The 17375-nt window shown below is 41.8% G+C and carries 19 protein-coding genes; 3 read left to right on the top strand and 16 right to left on the bottom strand.

What is annotated here, in order from left to right:
- Positions 1-56: 56 nt before the first annotated feature.
- Positions 57-899, bottom strand: coding sequence for a thymidylate synthase (thyA, locus tag MF4642_RS02625; RefSeq protein WP_078425219.1), 843 nt, complete (start codon positions 897-899; stop codon positions 57-59).
- Between the two features lie 527 nt (positions 900-1426).
- Here thyA and MF4642_RS02620 point away from each other — a divergent pair.
- Positions 1427-1936, top strand: a complete 510-nt coding sequence (locus MF4642_RS02620; RefSeq protein WP_005400835.1) for a CHAP domain-containing protein — start codon at positions 1427-1429, stop codon at positions 1934-1936.
- A gap of 39 nt (positions 1937-1975) precedes the next feature.
- Here MF4642_RS02620 and MF4642_RS02615 read toward each other — a convergent pair whose 3' ends face one another.
- From MF4642_RS02615 to lgt, 3 genes are all read right to left on the bottom strand, one after another.
- Positions 1976-2344, bottom strand: coding sequence for a hypothetical protein (locus MF4642_RS02615; RefSeq protein WP_078425218.1), 369 nt, complete (start codon positions 2342-2344; stop codon positions 1976-1978).
- Positions 2345-2347: 3 nt separating this feature from the next.
- Positions 2348-2731 carry an AzlD domain-containing protein gene (locus tag MF4642_RS02610; RefSeq protein ID WP_078425217.1) on the bottom strand — a complete coding sequence of 128 codons (384 nt, stop codon included), beginning with the start codon at positions 2729-2731 and terminating at the stop codon, positions 2348-2350.
- A gap of 100 nt (positions 2732-2831) precedes the next feature.
- The gene (lgt, locus tag MF4642_RS02605) at positions 2832-3644 is read right to left on the bottom strand and encodes a prolipoprotein diacylglyceryl transferase (protein WP_004692458.1); all 813 of its coding nucleotides are present in this window, start codon (positions 3642-3644) and stop codon (positions 2832-2834) included.
- A gap of 93 nt (positions 3645-3737) precedes the next feature.
- Here lgt and MF4642_RS02600 point away from each other — a divergent pair, with 93 nt between their 5' ends.
- Positions 3738-4520 carry an NRDE family protein gene (locus MF4642_RS02600; RefSeq protein WP_078425216.1) on the top strand — a complete coding sequence of 261 codons (783 nt, stop codon included), beginning with the start codon at positions 3738-3740 and terminating at the stop codon, positions 4518-4520.
- Between the two features lie 44 nt (positions 4521-4564).
- Here MF4642_RS02600 and MF4642_RS02595 read toward each other — a convergent pair whose 3' ends face one another.
- The 4 genes from MF4642_RS02595 to tatA all read right to left on the bottom strand — a co-directional run bounded on the left by MF4642_RS02595 (position 4565) and on the right by tatA (position 8463).
- The gene (locus tag MF4642_RS02595; RefSeq protein ID WP_078425215.1) at positions 4565-6817 is read right to left on the bottom strand and encodes a PhoX family protein; all 2253 of its coding nucleotides are present in this window, start codon (positions 6815-6817) and stop codon (positions 4565-4567) included.
- 172 nt (positions 6818-6989) lie between these two features.
- Positions 6990-7769 (bottom strand): twin-arginine translocase subunit TatC, encoded by a 780-nt coding sequence (tatC, locus tag MF4642_RS02590; protein ID WP_078425214.1) that lies wholly within the window; start codon positions 7767-7769, stop codon positions 6990-6992.
- On the bottom strand, positions 7766-8224 hold the full coding sequence (gene tatB, locus MF4642_RS02585) for a Sec-independent protein translocase protein TatB (RefSeq protein WP_078425213.1): 459 nt from the start codon (positions 8222-8224) through the stop codon (positions 7766-7768). The genes tatC and tatB overlap by 4 nt, the downstream gene beginning before the upstream one ends.
- 17 nt (positions 8225-8241) lie before the next feature.
- Positions 8242-8463 carry a Sec-independent protein translocase subunit TatA gene (gene tatA / locus MF4642_RS02580; RefSeq protein ID WP_078425212.1) on the bottom strand — a complete coding sequence of 74 codons (222 nt, stop codon included), beginning with the start codon at positions 8461-8463 and terminating at the stop codon, positions 8242-8244.
- Between the two features lie 159 nt (positions 8464-8622).
- Between tatA and MF4642_RS02575 the strand changes: the two genes are divergently transcribed.
- Positions 8623-9507, top strand: a complete 885-nt coding sequence (locus tag MF4642_RS02575; protein ID WP_078425211.1) for a permease — start codon at positions 8623-8625, stop codon at positions 9505-9507.
- 121 nt (positions 9508-9628) lie between these two features.
- Here MF4642_RS02575 and rdgB read toward each other — a convergent pair whose 3' ends face one another.
- The 8 genes from rdgB to MF4642_RS02535 all read right to left on the bottom strand — a co-directional run bounded on the left by rdgB (position 9629) and on the right by MF4642_RS02535 (position 17328).
- Entirely contained in the window at positions 9629-10255 is a 627-nt protein-coding gene (gene rdgB, locus MF4642_RS02570; protein WP_078425210.1) for an RdgB/HAM1 family non-canonical purine NTP pyrophosphatase, read from the bottom strand.
- A gap of 59 nt (positions 10256-10314) precedes the next feature.
- Entirely contained in the window at positions 10315-10860 is a 546-nt protein-coding gene (locus MF4642_RS02565) for a hypothetical protein (protein WP_078425209.1), read from the bottom strand.
- Between the two features lie 132 nt (positions 10861-10992).
- The gene (locus tag MF4642_RS02560; protein WP_004692440.1) at positions 10993-11583 is read right to left on the bottom strand and encodes a tetratricopeptide repeat protein; all 591 of its coding nucleotides are present in this window, start codon (positions 11581-11583) and stop codon (positions 10993-10995) included.
- Positions 11580-12173: a methionine biosynthesis protein MetW gene (gene metW / locus MF4642_RS02555; RefSeq protein ID WP_078425208.1), complete on the bottom strand. Its 594-nt coding sequence runs from the start codon at positions 12171-12173 to the stop codon at positions 11580-11582. Before metW ends, MF4642_RS02560 begins: the two co-directional genes overlap by 4 nt.
- Positions 12173-13330, bottom strand: coding sequence for a homoserine O-succinyltransferase MetX (gene metX / locus MF4642_RS02550; RefSeq protein ID WP_078425207.1), 1158 nt, complete (start codon positions 13328-13330; stop codon positions 12173-12175). Before metX ends, metW begins: the two co-directional genes overlap by 1 nt.
- Before the next feature lie 101 nt (positions 13331-13431).
- Positions 13432-15129 (bottom strand): 2-isopropylmalate synthase, encoded by a 1698-nt coding sequence (gene leuA / locus MF4642_RS02545; RefSeq protein WP_078425206.1) that lies wholly within the window; start codon positions 15127-15129, stop codon positions 13432-13434.
- Positions 15130-15488: 359 nt separating this feature from the next.
- Complete coding sequence (locus tag MF4642_RS02540; RefSeq protein WP_078425205.1) at positions 15489-16595, bottom strand: alpha-hydroxy acid oxidase; 1107 nt, start codon at positions 16593-16595, stop codon at positions 15489-15491.
- Between the two features lie 49 nt (positions 16596-16644).
- Entirely contained in the window at positions 16645-17328 is a 684-nt protein-coding gene (locus MF4642_RS02535; protein WP_078425204.1) for a Fe2+-dependent dioxygenase, read from the bottom strand.
- Positions 17329-17375 lie beyond the last annotated feature (47 nt).

The raw sequence follows: 17375 nt of genomic DNA, 5'->3' as shown, positions 1-17375 counted from the left end.
TGGGTAAACCTCAATCCCGCTGATTCAAGGCGAGATTGAATTGGACTTGATCTATTTTAAACAGCAACAGGTGCTTTAATCCCTGGATGCGATTCATAACCCACGATTTCGATATCTTCAAATTTAAAGTCGAAAATATCTTTAACCGCAGGATTGAGTTTCAGCTGGCACAGTCCTAAAGGTTCACGGCTTAACTGAAGCTTCGCTTGTTCAAAATGGTTGGCATATAAATGCGTATCGCCACCCGTCCAGACAAAGTCACCCACACCTAAACCGCAGACTTGTGCGATCATATGGGTGAGTAGCGCATAACTGGCAATATTAAAAGGCACACCTAAAAATACATCGGCACTGCGCTGATAGAGCTGACAAGACAGTTTGCCGTTATGGACAAAGAACTGGAATAGAGTGTGGCACGGAGGAAGAGCAACTTGCCCAGCTTCTTGTGGATTCCAACCCGATACAATCAGACGGCGTGAGTTTGGATTGGTTTTAATTTCATTGACTAACCATGCAATTTGGTCAAAACCATCTTTTTCATACAAACCATCGGCTTTTTTAGTTGCACCGAAGTTACGCCATTGATGGCCATACACCGGCCCTAGTTCACCTTCTGGACGACCAAAACGCGCAGTTTGTTCTGCAGTTGACCATTCGTCCCAAATGCTGACTTTGTTGTCTTGTAAATATTGCACATTGGTATCGCCTTTTAAGAACCACAACAGTTCAATCACGATTGAACGAAAGTGTACTTTTTTAGTGGTTAGTAAAGGGAAGCCTTGAGAAAGATCAAAGCGCATTTGATGACCAAATACCGAGCGCGTACCTGTACCAGTACGGTCGCCTTTATCACTGCCGTGATCGAGGATGTGTTGTAGCAGGTCTAAATACGTTTTCATAAAACTCTCAAATAAACACTTTGGGGGGAACAGACCTCTTAATAGATGTGCCTGTACTTTCCACTCTAAATTATAAAATCTGCGGATGATTATACTGAATTGTGCCTTATTGCGCACCCGAGATTAGTAAGTCAGGCGAGATGATTAATCATATAAAAGTTATGTGAAAGCTATTACAGAAAACCAGATTAAAGTGGTTTTGTGCAGGATTTAAACTGAAATAATTTAGTTGTATTGGATCTGAATAAGCAGCCGTTTAGATGGGCAATCCATTCCATATCTAAGGACTTCATTAGCCAATGGTGAAAAATTTGGACTTGAGGTTAATGAGAGCTTAGATGAAGATTAAATTTTTTAGTTAATTTAGGTTTCAAAAAGTACAGAGAAAAGAAAACTTTAGAAAGGTTGTGTTGCATTTTGAAAAAAAATATTACATTTACGACATGAAAGTTCAATGCTGAGCGGTTAGTATTTCGAACTCGAAATGTTGCACACCCCTAATGATTGGGAGGAGAGTTGGTTTTAGTATGCCTTATGATCAAAACGTAAATATGAATGACATCTATGCGCCTGCGCAAACCAATATCATAATACGTTCTCAGTCAGAGCGAAATGTTACCGCTGCGGATATTTTAAGCTCGAAGCAAGCAAGAGAAAGGGCTATTAGCAACCATCAGCGTGTGGATATTGAAAAATTTACAGGATTTTTAAGAAATATTACCCGTCAAACCAGCACTCAAAAATGTGCTAAAAGTATTCGCATTGGCTTAGAGTCTGCGGGTGCAAGCTTCAAGAGTCATCCTGTGGCTGCGGCAGATTGGGGGAATACCCTAACCAGCATTGGTTATCGTAAAATTAATTTATCTTTTGATCAGCCTAAAAAAGGTGATATTTATATTATCGACCGTACTGCAAAAAACCGTTATGGACATATTGCCGCTTATTCAGGCAATGGCTGGGTTTCTGATTTTAAACAAAGTGGTTATGCGGTTTACCGTAACCAAAATGTGAACTACAGCTATTATCGAATGGATTAAGCAGATGTTGACGGGATGTAGAGCAACTCCGCATCCTGATTAAACTCTTTTTTCACGCTGTGCGTGAATCGATACTAAAAATAAACCAATTCCACTAAAGCCGATACACTGGAGCGCAAGCGCAATTTTATCTTGAGCGGGTAAATAGCCGAGCAAACAAATCAGGGCAATTAGGGGTACAAAAATAACCAAACGCGAAAAGCCTTCCCGATACGGATTGTCCTGATCAATCTTCAATTGCACACCACGTAGCAGATGCGTTGCAATGCCAATCATTAGACTCAAACCAATAAAGATCGTGCCAAGCTGTTGAACTTGTGCTGCCATAAAAATCATCACGCAAGTGGCAATACAAACGATGAGTTTAATTTGACGGCTACAGCGTTCAGAATACCAAAAGTTCAACATGGTTTATTTGGACTCAGACTGAGTATTGTTATGCAAAAGAGATAGGGGGGAAAATAGGCAAATCCCCAGCGCCATAAAACCAATCCCTTGTGCACCTGGAATCAGCAGCTCACCATCTTTAATATTCATAAAAATCAGCGCTAAGAGTAGGGCAATAGGAATCCAAGTCAGTAGACGATATAAAAAACCTGTAGGATTTTTGGCCGCAAAGTGAATTTTGCAGTAACGACAAATCAGAAAAACAATCCCAGTACCCAAGAACATTAAAATGGCATTGAGGCTCAGGGGTTCCATCCAATACAACACACCTGTTACAACAGCAATTGCGATAAAAATAAGTAATTTTTTTAGAATAGAAATTGAGGGATTAAACCAAAATTCGAGCATGGGAGTGATGAATTTAAAAACCAAACATATGTCACTTTAGCATAATTTGGTCCTAAAAAAGGGGGCAATGAAGCCCCCAATATTTTATCCGCTCATCGGATTAGCCATTATTCTTTTGTGGACCCCAATCATAGATTTTCTTTTGATAGGCATACCACATCATCCACGTACCAACCAAAATCATTGGCAGACTGAGGAATTGACCTTTACTCATCCATGCGATGAATAGTTGCCCATTGTCAGGCTCACGGAAGAATTCTACGATGAAGCGGGCCATACCATAACCGATCAAGAATAATGCTGAAACCGCCATACGAGGCCGTGGCTTTGAACTGAACCACCACAGTACGATGAATAACAATAACCCTTCAAAAAAGGCCTGATAGAGCTGAGACGGATGGCGAATTAGCTGTAGCGGATCCGTTGGGAAAATCATACCCAGTGCAAAGTTTGGGTCTGCAACAGGGCGACCATAAAGCTCTCCACCAATGAAGTTGCCAATACGACCAAACATGAGCCCTGTAGGTACACATGGCGCAATAAAGTCGAGGGTTTGGAACCAAGTCATTTTGTATTTCTTGCACCAGAACAGCATGGCAAGCATTACACCCAAGAAGCCACCGTGGAAGCTCATTCCGCCTGTCCAGACTTGGAATAGCCAAATAGGGTTGGCAAGGAATTGCTCAAAGCCATAAAAGAAGACGTAACCGACACGACCACCAATAACCACACCTAGAGCGCCATAAAAGATCAAATCGGAGATCATATCTGGTGTCCAACCACGTTCTTTCGCGCGGTAGCTTGCAAGTCCCCAAGCAAACAAAAAGGCCAATAAATACATCAGGCCGTACCAATGAACTTGTAAAGGGCCAAGTGCTATTGCGACGGGGTCAATATTTGGATAGGTCAGCATGCATATTCCTAGTCATTATGTTTTGAACAGATTTTAGCTGAAAGAGATGAAAAATGTTGTACATTCAATGTGTAAAGATGATGAGTATCGTTTATGTGTATTGTGGCAATAGCATGGCAGGTCTTGGATGAGATGCCATTGTGTTTGATTTCAAATCGAGATGAGTTCTATCAGCGCCCTTCAAGCCATTTAAAGCAGTGGGAAAATAGCCCGATTATTGCAGGGCAAGATTTGCAGTCTGGCGGCACATGGATGGGTATAACGCCAACAGGACGTTGGGCAGTTTTAACCAACTTTCGCGATGGCACTGATCAAACCAACTATCCAACGTCTCGTGGACATTTAATTCAATCCTTTTTAGAGTCTGAACAAACCCCGATTCGTTTTGCGCAAGACTTAGAGAAAAAACAATGTGACTATGCGGGCTTTAATCTTTTTATGGGGGATCGGCATCAGGCGGTCTATATGAGCAATCGCGGTGAAGCACCACAGGTTCTTCCGAAAAGCGTGTATGTGGTGTCAAATGGTTTGATGACGGAACATTGGGAAAAAACCAAACATTTACGCAAGCGCTTTACCCAAGAGTTCCTACCGATGTTGCAACAATCTAACATCTTAAAAAGCGAGTTAGAGACAACGGCTTGGGATATTTTGGAGGATGAACGCAAGATTATTTCAGACCTGTTGCCACAAACTGGAATCAGTCAGGATATGGAAGAATTACTGTCTTCGACCTTTATTCAAAACCCTATTTATGGGACACGCTGTTCTAACTTCTTACGCATGACCCATGAACAATGGTCTTGGCTTGAAAAGCAGCAGCAGGGTGAGTGTAAAGGAAAAATCACGGAACAGACGGTATTCTTTAAACCATAAAAAATGCCGACATAAGGTCGGCATTTTTTATGGGTGAACGAATATTATTTGGCTTGAATTAGACCTTCGCCTGCAATTTCACCACCATCTTTACGTGTAATCACTACAGTTCCTGAACGTGGGCGCGTGCCTTTACCGCCACTTACAGTATTACTATGATTGGATGGCCAGACACCACCCGGGTGTTGCACATTGACAAAAATTGCTTTGTAGTCAGGTGTCATTGTAACCCCTGTAATTTCACAGCCACTTGGGCCTGTAAGGAAGCGACGTAATTTCTTATCGTCTAAGCTGAGACCCATCGGGGTCTTTTTGCCTACAGTTGAGGTTTCAGTTTTACCATCTCCAATCGAACCAGGGAGGGCAGCAAGCATCATACAGTTGGTTTGGTCTGTATAGGCACCATCGTCGGTTTGAATCCATAGTACGCCACGTGGGTCAAACCACATACCGTCAGGACTAGAGAAGTCATTGTTTGCATTTAGTTTTGATAGGTTTTCTGGGTTTGCTTGACCTGCATCATTTAAAGCTTGAGCGCCAAATAAGAAAATGTCCCACACAAATTTGCTTGCGGTTACTTGGTCAGCGTCTTCACGGAAGCGGATAATATGCCCGTTGACGTTGCCTTTTTGGTCTTTACCCGCTTTTTGATCGATATAGCTACGCGGGTTTGCTGCATCTGTTGTTTCAGCAGTACGCGATGAGTTATTGGTTAACGTCACATAGACTTCGCCATTGTGAGGGTTTACAGCAACCCATTCTGGACGATCCATTTTGGTTGCACCGACAGCATCTGCTGCAAGACGCGTATTCACCAAGACATCAGCCTGATCTGAAAATTTATATTTGCTATAGCCTGAAATGATTGGATTGGAGATATTTAACTCAATCCACTCACCTGTTGCTTTCTGCGTTGCTTCATCAAAATGGAACTTAGCCACATAAAGTTTGCCGTGATCCATATATTTGTCACCGGCAGTGTAGCCTTTGTTTATATCCGCAGGATCCCAGTTGGTATCTGATACAAATTTATAGATGTATTCACCTTGTGAATCATCACCCATATAGAACGCTAGCGGTTGGCCTTTAATAGCACGGCTTGCACGGCAGTCTTCATGCGCAAAGCGACCGAGAGCCGTACGTTTTACAGGGCGTTCAGTACCATTGAACGGATCAATTTCTACAATCCAGCCAAAAGTGTTGTCCGAATGGCGGAAGTCTTGTTGAGCTGTTCCATCCGTTGCTTTTACTAACCAACGTTCATACAGGTCTTGAGCATTTGCTAAGTTCACTTTGCCATGCTTTGTAATGTCAGTTGAAAGCGAAGCTTCTGAAGCAATTGCTGTGTGCCATTTATAGCTACTATTTGCGGGGATCTTATAACGAGCGAGTGCTACTTTTTTATTGGCATCTTGCTTTGCGTCATCACGTGAAAAATACTGGTTAAAGTTTTCTTCAGTTGCAAGATAGGTACCCCAAGGCGTGTAGCCATTGCCGCAGTTATTGATGGTACCAAAGCTAAAGGTGCCTTCCGGGCTTAAACGGTTTTGTAGCAAAACATTGCCTTTGACAGGACCACGAATATCCATAGGTGTTGCAGCTGTAATTCGGCGGTTGAGATTAGATGACTTATCTACGTTCACCGATTGCGTCGTTGGGTTTTTATTCACTGAAATGACTGAAACACCGTGGCAGTTAATTTCACGGAGTGCTTCATCTTCAACGCGTGGAATTAAGCCAGTTGTAAGCTGAATGTTGTCTTCGCCTAGACCGTGAGTATGACCCGCTGGGTGGAGGATATTTGGGTTGTCGATATATTCGTGGTTCATCACCAACAAACCAGTATCTGATGTGGTTGCATTAAATGTACTATTTTGCATACCAAAGAAAGTCATGCCGTCATGGCACTCACCTGAGCGTAAAGTAAATGAAGCCCCTGTTGGAATCTTGCTGTCATCCCATTCTTCAAGTCCTGAAGTGATAGGGTCGCCTAGTGCATAAAGAACACGTGCTTCATAGCCTTCAGGCACTGTAAACTCATTTAAGGTGTTTTTATTTACTGCTTTGAATTCTAAGCTTGATTCTTTACTTGGTTCAGGTGTTGTTGGTGTCGAGTCATTATTGTCGTCATCACCACAGCCCGTCAAAGACGCTGCTAATGTGAGCGCAGCAGCGCCTCCCGCAGTTTTGGTGATTAAATCACGACGTGTAATTTTTTTATTAAACAGTTCTGAAAATTCAGCATTCCCCGAATTATTACTATCATAATCGTCGTTAAAAGGCATTTGCTCAGTCATAAGTTTTCCTAGCGTCTTTGCTTGGTCGTTTTTAGAAAGTTACAAACAAGGTAAAGCGTCAATATGACAGCGTGGTGAAGTTTATATGTCAAAAACATGAAATGATCGGTAGCACATTTAGCCATAAAAAAAGCAGGCAATTTTGCCTGCTCATTTTTTTCAATTGGGGAGCTTAAGCTTCAGCCGCTCGCTTTTTTTCAATCAGTTTTCCAAAAAAGAGTCCAATCTCAAATAAAAGCCACATCGGTATCGCGAGCATAATCATCGAAAGAGCATCAGGTGGGGTCACAAACATGGCAACAAAAAAACAGCCGACAATAATGAATTTTCGTTTTTCAACCAATTGTTGTGTGCTCACCACCCCAATCAAGATGAGTATCAAGGTAACAATAGGAATTTCAAATGTTAAGCCAAAAACCAAAAATAGTTTTAGACAGAAGCTGAGATAGCTGTTGATGTCTGTCATTGGGGCCACAGTGTCAGGGGAAACACTGATAAAAAAGTGCAAAATGGATGGCAGCGCAATGAAATAAGCAAAAGCCACACCTGCATAAAACAAAGCAATACTACCAATCAAAAGAGGTGTTGCGAGCGATTTTTCTTTTTCGTATAGCGCAGGTTTTACAAAAGCCCAAAGCTGATAAATGATAAAAGGCATGGCCAGCATGAGAGCCACAAAAAAGTTCAGTTTAAATGGCGCCATAAAGGTGGCGGTAACATCCGTTGCAATCATGGATGAGCTAATTGGAAGCTGTGCTCGTAAGGGTTCAGATAGCATTTGGTAGCTATGATTGGCAAAAGGCAATAAACAAAAAAACAAAATGAGAATTAAACCGACGATTTTAAATAAATGACCTCTTAAGATGATCAAGTGCTTAGTAATCGGCATTTCTTCAAGCCGCAGTTGCTCTGAATCTTGAGTCACTACAGGGCTTAAGTTGTTAGATTTCATACAGCCTCCCGCATCGGTTCAAAGCTATTTTGAACACAGCCTAAATAAGGTGCCGAATCTACAGATGACTTTTGTTTCATAGGCTGAAGTGTACGTAATACAGGTGCTTTTTGATCTACATACTGATAAGTATGGGAGATATTTTTATTATCGAGTGTGGCAGTTTCTTGGTATTTTTCATTTGCCAAAATATTTTGTTGTTGTATGTGTTGCATCTGAGCTTGCATCTTTTGTTCAAGCTCCTGAATTCGCTTCATTTCATTTTGCATTTGTTCACGTAATTCAGACATCCGTAGCTCACGGTCAATGTCATTTTGCACATTACTGACCATGCGTTTGACTTTGCCATACCACTTGCCCGCAAAGCGCGCTGCTTCAGGTAATTTCTCTGGTCCAAGAACCAATAGTGCGATAATGCCAAACACCAAAAGCTCTGTCATGCCGATATTGAGCATTGCAAAACTCCAATGACTTAATGTTTGACGGTTGAGTTGGTTGTGTTGCTATTTTGATGTTCTAAGGTACGTGGCTCATTGAGTTGAGCTGCTTCAGCATCCTCATCACGGATCGACTTTTTAAAGTCTTTCACCGCACCGCCGACATCTTTGCCTAAGTTCTTAAGTTTGGCTGTACCAAAAAGAAGAATAACCACAATTGCAAAAATTAGTACATGCCAAATTGATAGTCCCGCCATGGGTAGATCCTCATCATTTTTCGTTTTCCCTATATCAACAGGCTTGTGTGACATTGCGGTGACGATGATGTTTCAATTTCAAGACAAAACGATCGCTTCGCACAGATTTTGAGAAAAAGCAGTGTTATGATGATTCGGTGAAATTTCAAGGATATTGAAGTGACGTTGCTGCTCCCTCTGTTGGCCTTTCTTAGTGGTTTATTTCTTGCATCCACCCCTTTGGCAACACGGTTGAAAACAGGTTTTTCAAATCTTTTAGCGCGTTGTTTTATTCCGATTGTTATTGTCTACAACATGGTGTTTTATCAGGCTGGTAGCTTTAGTCTGATGTTATTCAGTTTTGTCGTGGCAGTGCTCTTATTTTACTTTTTCCTCTATTTTTCAAAGAATAAATTAAGCGCCCTATGTTTTAGTTATGTCAATATGGCATGGCTAGGCTTTCCTTTTGCGATTGCGTTGTTTGGCACAAAAATTAGTCCAGCAATGGTGGCCTTATATATCGGTGGCTCTATTTTTGGCAATCTCTGGGCAGTAACGGCCGTTAGCCAAACACCGTTAGCTTTTTCATTTATTTTAAAAAAAGTGCTCTGTGCTCCCCCCATGATTGCTTTGATTCTGGCCCTTATTTTTCGTTCCGTTGGGGTGCAATATTGGTCACAGCATGATCTGATTGATGTGGTTTATAGTGCAGCCAAATTTGGTATGAGCTTCTCTGGCATGTGTGTATTGGGCATGTGGTTGAGGCACACCAAAGTTGAGAAAGCGGACCTGTGGCAAAGTAGTCAGACGGCTTTGTTAAAATTAGCATGTGGCGTGGTGCTGTGTGGGCTGAGTTATCGTTATCTCGCTATTCCTAATATTGAACAATATATTGGGGTCATGTTCTTATTGTTCTGTTTACCGCCAGCAGCCAATATTGTGGCTTTGGAAACGCATTATCAGGGTACAGGCATGTCGGCAAAATACATTGCTTCAGGTACGATCATCAGCTGTGTTGTGGTGAGTATTTATGGTTTATTGCTGCATGTATTTGCTGTGATCTAAGCACTCACTTTAGCTAGAAATGCATAGTACTGCTGCGCAAGGGCGATAGAAGAGAATATAGAAAATTTTTCGCCACCTTCCTCCCCAAGGGGAGAAGGGGCAACATTACACAGCTTAGTTTTTATTGTTCTAAACTGGCTTTAAACAGTTGCATCGCCTGACCACGATGGCTGATTTTATTTTTTTCTTCTTTGCTCATTTCTGCACTTGAAAGCCCTAACTCGGGTAACCAGAACAGCGGGTCATAACCAAAACCATTTTCACCACGTGCAGCCTCCAGTACTTCACCTTTCCAAATGCCTTGGAAAATTTGTGGAAGAGGATCATCAGCATGTTGCACTAACACTAAAACGCATACAAACATGCCTTCGATCGCTTGACCGTCTTTACGCAGTGGCTTGAGTTCAGCTAATAGCTTTTGGTTATTGGCAGCATCATCGCCGTGTTCACCTGCATAACGCGCAGAGTAAATCCCCGGTGCACCATCTAAAACTGGGACACAAACCCCAGAGTCATCTGCAATGGCTGGTTTTCCTGAAATTTTAGAAGCATGGCGTGCTTTAATAATCGCATTTTCGACAAAGCTCAGACCATCTTCAATGGCATCTTCAATATTCAATTTACCTTGAGCAATCACTTCAACAGGTAAGTTGAGTTCTGCAAATAATTTTTCAAATTCCGCAATTTTGCCTTTGTTATTGCTTGCAAGCACTAATGTGCCTTGAGTGAGCCATGATTGAGTAGACATGAGTTAAACCGATCTAAATTTTCTGTATTTTAACCCATTTTAAAAATTATATAGCTGAATTATGAATATGATTGAATAGAGCATTTTTTTCGATTAAAAATGATTTGGGCTGTATAGTTTTCTGTCTCGATCAAAGATGTTTGTTGTGGCAGCTTACTTTTGCAATCAAAAGTTACACCTCCAAAAATTGAAGGGAGATTGAAGCTAATATAAGAGATGGGATAAAAATGCTCTTGGGAATAGAGAGGGAGCTGAAAATGAAATTTATTATTTGACTTTATTGGTATATCACTGATTTCTGTGTCTGTATTCTTTCTGAGTGTTGGTAGCATCAAGATTGTTTCACGTTGTAGATGGGTTGTGATAAACGGGAAAAAGTAATCAGACTCATACGTCCCATAAGCTGCTGAATTTATTTTTTCTAACTCTTTCATGAAATCGTTTGGTGTATAGCCATTTTTATAAGAAGTAATTTGAATCGTGAAATTTAACATTTGAGAATGGTCAAAAAAGAATGGTTTTAACATCTGAAATATAATCAGACTGCTTATTATAAGTAAAGTACTTATGTAAATTGATAGCTTAAATGTATTAATGCTCAACATTCATTTTATCTTCTTTATATTTATTAACGTAGCTTCAAAATCAGCTATATGGCTTTTACATGATATAGATTTGAATTATGGTAATAAAAAACCGACTATCACAAGTCGGCTCTTCTATCTTTAACATTCAGCTTATTGGGCTTGAATCCATTTATCTGCACGGTCACGTGCTTGGCGAATTTGATCTTGTGTTAAGTTTGCCGCCAAGGCTGTTTTCTTGCCTTCAGAAAGCGTAATCACTTTATTATCGAGCATGCCATCACGGGTTGAAAGCTCATACCACTGGTAAGCACCCATGTAGTTTTTCTTTTGCTCTTCCATCATGGCTAAGTTAAAGCTTGCGCGGTTATCACCACGGCTGGCTGCTTTTTCAAAGTATTGACGTGCTAAAGATTCATCTTTTTTAGTACCTAGGCCATCTGCAAGCATACGACCAACATTTAGCTGAGCCGCTGAAAGACCTTGATCTGCAGCTGCTTTGTACCAAGCAAAGGCCTGTCGTTCATCTGCAGAGATGTCTTTACCTTGTTGATACTTGGTTGCAAGATAGAACTGCGCAGCAGGCTGACCCGCTTTTGCTGCTTTAATTAAGCTATTGATATCCATAACAGAATATTGTGCAGCTTGACTCGCAACAGACGTGGTTGGGGAAACATAATCTGCATGAGCCTGAATGCTCAAAAGTCCAACCAGTAGTGTCGTGCTTAAGAATAGTTTTTTCATAGAGCGCTCACTCGATAAATTGCGACTTCACCAAACAAATTCGGGAGACGTTTACTGAGTAAACTATCTTGTTGATCCCCATTTACAGCGAGTCGATTAATAATTCTGATGTTATTTTCCGCACAAAGTGCTTCAAAATCACGGAAAGTACATAAGTGGATATTGGGCGTGTTATACCACATGTACGGCAAAGCTTCAGAAACGGGCATCATTCCTTTAAGAGCCAAGAAAGAACGGGTCTTCCAATGGGCAAAGTTAGGAAAAGTAATGATCGCCTGTTTCCCTACGCGCACCATATCACTTAATAAAACATCTGGTGCATCTACCGCTTGCAAGGCTTGTGCCATAACGACATAGTCAAAAGACTGGTCTGCAAAGCGGCTTAAACCCAAGTTTAAGTCTTGTTGGATAATATTTAACCCGCGACCGACCGCAATTGCAATCTTTTCTTGATCAATTTCCAGTCCATATGCACGAATATTGTGCTTTTTGCTCATATGGGCCAGTAATTCACCGTCACCACAACCTAAATCGAGTACGCTGGAATCAGGTTTGATCCATTTTTCTGCCAGCTGATGATCAATACGCATTACATAGCCTCCTGAGTTGCTTGAAGGTGTTCAGAACCACCCAAAAATGCACGTAATGCTTTTACATACAAAGGAATCGGGAACAGGAATGAGTCATGGCCTTGTTCAGCATCGATATCTAAATAGCTCACCGGTTTGTGGTTGGTGATCAGTGCATCCACAATTTCTTGTGAACGTTGCGGGGTAAAACGCCAGTCGGTGGTAAAGGACACCACAAGGAACTGACATTTGGTCTGTGACATGGCTTTAACTAAAGACTGCTCATACTCACGCGCAGGATCAAAATAATCCAAAGCTTTGGTCATAATCAGATAAGTGTTGGCATCAAAGTTACGGCTAAATTGCTCACCTTGATAACGCAAATAGCTTTCGACTTGGAACTCGACATCGAAACCATACATAAATTTGCCTGACTTTAGGTCACGACCAAATTTCTGCTTCATGGCTTCTTCAGATAAGTAGGTAATATGACCGACCATACGTGCCAAAATTAGGCCACGTTTTGGATAGCTGTCATTTTCAAGATAGCGGCCATCATGGAAGTCTGGATCAGACAGAATTGACTGACGTGCGACTTCGTTAAAGGCAATATTCTGAGCAGACAGTTTCGGTGCACTGGCAATAATCACGCATTTTTGCAAGCGATCAGGATAATCAACCGACCATTGCAAGGCTTGCATACCGCCAAGCGAACCACCAATTACCGCACTCCAGACTTGAATGCCCAGATGATCGGATAAAATGGCTTGGGTTTTAACCCAGTCTCGGACGGTGACTAAAGGAAAGTCAGGGCCATAAGGGCGGTTATCATTTTCAGGGTTTGGCGAAGTTGGCCCTGTTGAACCGCTACAGCCCCCAATATTGTTCAGTGCAACCACGAAAAACTTTGAAGTATCAATCGCTTTGCCTGGGCCAATACAAGCATCCCACCAACCCGGTTTTTTATCGTCAGCATGATGGTAACCCGCAGCATGATGATGACCCGATAGCGCATGGCAAATTAAAATCGCATTGGATTTATCTGCATTGAGCTCACCATAGGTTTCAACCATCAGTTCATAACGAGGGAGAATACGACCGCATTCGAGCTCTAAGGGCTCTTCAAAAGTAAACTTTTGTGGACTAACGATACCCACGGAGTCAGCAGGAAAAGACACAGGAATAATTCGCCTTAAATCTTTGGGGTTAATAAACAAAAGGATACCACTTGAGGGTATCCTTCTAAAGTCATTTTAGTGCTAATTATTATTGCTAATACTTATACCGCAGCAGCAATCACTTGATCTGTGCTTAACACACCTTGATCAATTAAGCGGTTGGTACACGCAATAATCGCTTCAATCGATGAGGTCACAATGTTGTCGTGAATACCCGCACCGAAGGCTGATTTCCCCGTTCCTTTGACTTGTAACTCAACCAAAGCCAAGGCTTTTGCATTTGCCCCAGAGCTAATACCACGCTCTTCATAGCTCAAGACATCAATTGGTAACTGTAAAGCATCCAACATTGCAGAGATTGGACCATTGCCTTCGCCACGTAATTGCTGCGTTTCACCATTCACTTCAACTTCAAGCTCAACCACTTGTTTGCCGTTGTTGTCATATAAACGGTAGTTTTTAGTCGAGTAATGCGTATCTTTGGTGTTCACATAGGTTTCTTTGAACAATTTCCAGATTTCTTGTGCGGTAATCTCAGTGCCTTCCTCATCGGTACGTTTTTGTACGGTTTGAGAGAATTCAATTTGAATACGACGTGGCAATACTACGTTGTAATTTGCTTCTAACAAGTAAGCAATACCGCCTTTACCTGACTGTGAATTGACGCGAATCACAGCATCATAGTCGCGGCCCAAGTCTTTCGGGTCGATGGGTAAGTATGGCATATCCCAAATTTCTTCGTTCTTTTGGAACTCGAAACCTTTTTTAATGGCATCTTGATGCGAACCAGAAAATGCGGTGAAGACTAAATCACCTGCATATGGGTGGCGAGGGTGAACAGGCAAACCTGTACATTCTTCTACCGTTGCAATGATTTCATTGATATTTGAAAAATCTAAGTTTGGCGCAACACCTTGAGAGTACATATTCAAAGCAATCGCAGCGACGTCGACGTTACCAGTACGTTCGCCATTACCAAACACACAACCTTCGACACGATCTGCACCGGCCATAATCGCCAATTCTGAGGCAGCAATCCCGCAGCCACGGTCGTTGTGACAGTGCACAGAAATAATCACGCCATCACGACGAGCAATGTTGCGGTGCATCCATTCAACTTGGTCTGCATAAACATTCGGTGTCGAAACTTCAACCGTAGCAGGTAGGTTTAAAATCACTTTATTGCTTGGTGATGCTTCCCAAATTTCGGTAACTGCATCACACACGTCTTTTGCAACTTCTAATTCGGTTGCAGAGAAACACTCTGGGCTGTACTGGAACACCCACTCCGTTTCAGGATATTGCGCTGCATATTCTTTGACTTTGCTGGCTGCATTGACTGCTAATTGCTTCGCACCTGCAACATCGACATTTAAGACTTTTTGGCGGAAAGTTGGAGCATTTGAATTATAAATATGTACGATTGCACGTTTTGCGCCCGCTAAAGACTCAAAAGTACGTTGGATCAAATGATCACGTGCTTGAACTAAAACTTCGATATATACATCATCTGGAATGTGATTTTCTTCGATTAATTTACGGGTAAAGTCAAAGTCAATTTGAGATGCTGAAGGGAAACCGATTTCAATATTCTTGAATCCAATTTTCACCAACATTTGGAACATTTTAAATTTTTGTTCCATGTCCATCGGTTCAAAAATTGCTTGGTTACCATCACGCAGGTCAGTACTCATCCAAATAGGCGCTTTTGTAATTTCGTTGTTTGGCCATTGACGGTCTGGCAAGTCAACACGTTGATACATGCGACGATATTTTTTACTTGGATCAGCCAACATCATGAGGTAACTCCTTACATAGTACGGGTTGCATTTAAGGGGGGTAATAAAAAGCAACCTACTACTGAATATAGATTGTGTCTATGGTCTCTATTTACAAGGGAGTCTTCAGGGTGTTTGTAAACGTAAATATTTGATACGACTTAGATTTACCGTGAGTAACCTTGTAACGTTATATTTAAGAGTTTAATCCAGTTCGGTCGAAAAGATTTTTCTTTTTTTATGGCTTTTAGTCGTATCTGAAAAAATATTTCCCTTTAATTTGATATATAGGGGAAATATTTCCGTGTATTTTTGAGATGTGTTTGATCTTTTTCTTCATTTTAAGAATTTGATTCATTTCATTCGCTTTTTTGAAGAGGTTATGAGAACTCTATGACCATATCGGGCTGTATATCTGCAAGTGTTGCAGTGCCCATCAACGCCATGGTGATCTCAAATTCTTCTTTTAAGATTTTAAGCACATGTGCAACGCCTAAGGCACCCGCAGTGGCAAGACCATAAATACATGGTCGTCCAACTAAAACCGCGGAAGCACCTAAAGCAATCGCCTTAAATACATCTGAGCCGCGACGCACACCGCCATCATATAAAAGAGGGAAGTCATGCGGAACGGCTTTTTTGATGAGTTGCAAGGCTTTGAGTGGAGGAATACAGGTATCTAAAACTCGACCGCCGTGATTAGACACAATTAAGCCTTGTATGCCATGTTGAATGGCCAGTTGGGCATCGAGTGGGCTGACGATGCCTTTTAACAGGATGGGTAAATCAGTCTGTTGAACCATCCATGCGATGTCGTCCCACGTCGGAGCAATTTTCATTAGCCCATTAAACACGGGATGATCGCCTTCTTGCAGTTCAGGCAGTGGAATATGGGCAGGAGTGTGCGGATGCTGCATGTTTTCAGGGAGGTGAAAGAAAGCACGACGTTCACGGTCACGGATGCCTGTATGTGGAGAGTCCACAGTAATGACAATAGCGGTGAAGTTTTGTGCCTCAGCGAGCTTCAGCAAAGCCAAAGATTTATCACGGTCACCTTGCCAGTACAGTTGGAACCATTTGTAAGGATTCTCAGGTTTGAATGTTCGCATGTCCGTGTTGGTAAAAGTACTCAAAATCATATTGCTACCGAGTACTTCAGCTGCCAGTGCAGTTGCTGCTTCTGCTTCAGGATGGAACTGCTGTTGATGACCAATCGGTGCGACAAAAATAGGATGTGGAAAGGTTTGTCCTAAGATTTCACAGCTCGTATTGCCTTGAGTGAGATCTCTTAACATGCGTGGTATCAAGTGCAGGTTTTGGAACTGAGCGAGGTTATTCCGAACACTGATCTCATCCATAGCACCACCTTGCAAATAGTGCCAGACCATCTCAGGCAGATGCTTTTCTGCCTCAATTTCATAGTCTGCAATCGTTTGCAATGAGGCAGGAATTTGGGTGAGTGGTGGCAAAACAGTTTTTGATGTCATGGAAAGGTCCAGTTGCTACAGTAGTTAACGTTGAGCTGTGATTATTGTTTTACAGTTCAGCCCATTTGCGCATCAGGTTATGATACAGACTGGTGAGCTTGACCACTTCTTGATGTTGATCACCGAGTTGTACACGTAGGTTCTGAATGGTTTGATCAAGATTAAATAAGATATGGCGGTCAGCATCATCTCGAATCATACTTTGAGCCCAAAAGAACGAAGCGACACGGCAGCCTGAGGTCACTGGTGTTACCTCATGCACGCTAGTAGATGGATATAAAATCATATCACCCGCAGGTAATTTCACTTCATGATAGCCATAGGTGTCTTCTACCACCAAATCACCACCCTCATATTCTTCAGGTTCGCTTAGAAAAACAGTGCAGGATACATCGGTACGAATCCGATCTTTGCTTCCGGCTACCCAGCGAATGGCATTGTCTACATGGAAGCCAAAAGTTTCGCCTTGTTCATAGCGGTTAAAATATGGCGGCAAAATATCTAAAGGTAGGGCAGCGGACATAAAGAGTGGATGTTGTCCAAGTGCTTCTAAGATGATATTGCCTAAGTGTTGTGTGAGAGGGTGATCTTCGGGGAGCTGTTGATTTTGTTTTACATTTTTTGAGAGTGATCCTGTGGTTTTTTTACCATCAATCCACTCCACTTTTGCCATTTCATTACGAAAGTATTGTACCTGTTCTTTGCTTAATACATTGGGAATATGATGGATCACAACATGGCCTGCTGAAAATGAAAGATCTATTTAGTCTTTAAGCATAT

This window comes from Acinetobacter sp. MF4642, from assembly GCF_002018925.1.
GTDB classification, from domain to species: Bacteria; Pseudomonadota; Gammaproteobacteria; order Pseudomonadales; family Moraxellaceae; genus Acinetobacter; species Acinetobacter johnsonii.
This window is presented reverse-complemented; position numbering and strand designations above follow the sequence as displayed.

Coding starts and splice junctions, on each gene's coding strand:
- thyA (WP_078425219.1), bottom strand. CDS start 899: ATGAAAACGTATTTAGACCTGCTACAACACATCCTCGATCACGGCAGT.
- MF4642_RS02620 (WP_005400835.1), top strand. CDS start 1,427: ATGCCTTATGATCAAAACGTAAATATGAATGACATCTATGCGCCTGCG.
- tatA (WP_078425212.1), bottom strand. CDS start 8,463: ATGGCGGGACTATCAATTTGGCATGTACTAATTTTTGCAATTGTGGTT.
- metW (WP_078425208.1), bottom strand. CDS start 12,173: ATGCGTATTGATCATCAGCTGGCAGAAAAATGGATCAAACCTGATTCC.
- MF4642_RS02565 (WP_078425209.1), bottom strand. CDS start 10,860: ATGTTGAGCATTAATACATTTAAGCTATCAATTTACATAAGTACTTTA.
- leuA (WP_078425206.1), bottom strand. CDS start 15,129: ATGATGTTGGCTGATCCAAGTAAAAAATATCGTCGCATGTATCAACGT.
- rdgB (WP_078425210.1), bottom strand. CDS start 10,255: ATGTCTACTCAATCATGGCTCACTCAAGGCACATTAGTGCTTGCAAGC.
- MF4642_RS02600 (WP_078425216.1), top strand. CDS start 3,738: ATGTGTATTGTGGCAATAGCATGGCAGGTCTTGGATGAGATGCCATTG.
- tatB (WP_078425213.1), bottom strand. CDS start 8,224: ATGCTCAATATCGGCATGACAGAGCTTTTGGTGTTTGGCATTATCGCA.
- tatC (WP_078425214.1), bottom strand. CDS start 7,769: ATGAAATCTAACAACTTAAGCCCTGTAGTGACTCAAGATTCAGAGCAA.
- MF4642_RS02610 (WP_078425217.1), bottom strand. CDS start 2,731: ATGCTCGAATTTTGGTTTAATCCCTCAATTTCTATTCTAAAAAAATTA.
- MF4642_RS02615 (WP_078425218.1), bottom strand. CDS start 2,344: ATGTTGAACTTTTGGTATTCTGAACGCTGTAGCCGTCAAATTAAACTC.
- MF4642_RS02560 (WP_004692440.1), bottom strand. CDS start 11,583: ATGAAAAAACTATTCTTAAGCACGACACTACTGGTTGGACTTTTGAGC.
- lgt (WP_004692458.1), bottom strand. CDS start 3,644: ATGCTGACCTATCCAAATATTGACCCCGTCGCAATAGCACTTGGCCCT.
- MF4642_RS02595 (WP_078425215.1), bottom strand. CDS start 6,817: ATGACTGAGCAAATGCCTTTTAACGACGATTATGATAGTAATAATTCG.
- MF4642_RS02540 (WP_078425205.1), bottom strand. CDS start 16,595: ATGACATCAAAAACTGTTTTGCCACCACTCACCCAAATTCCTGCCTCA.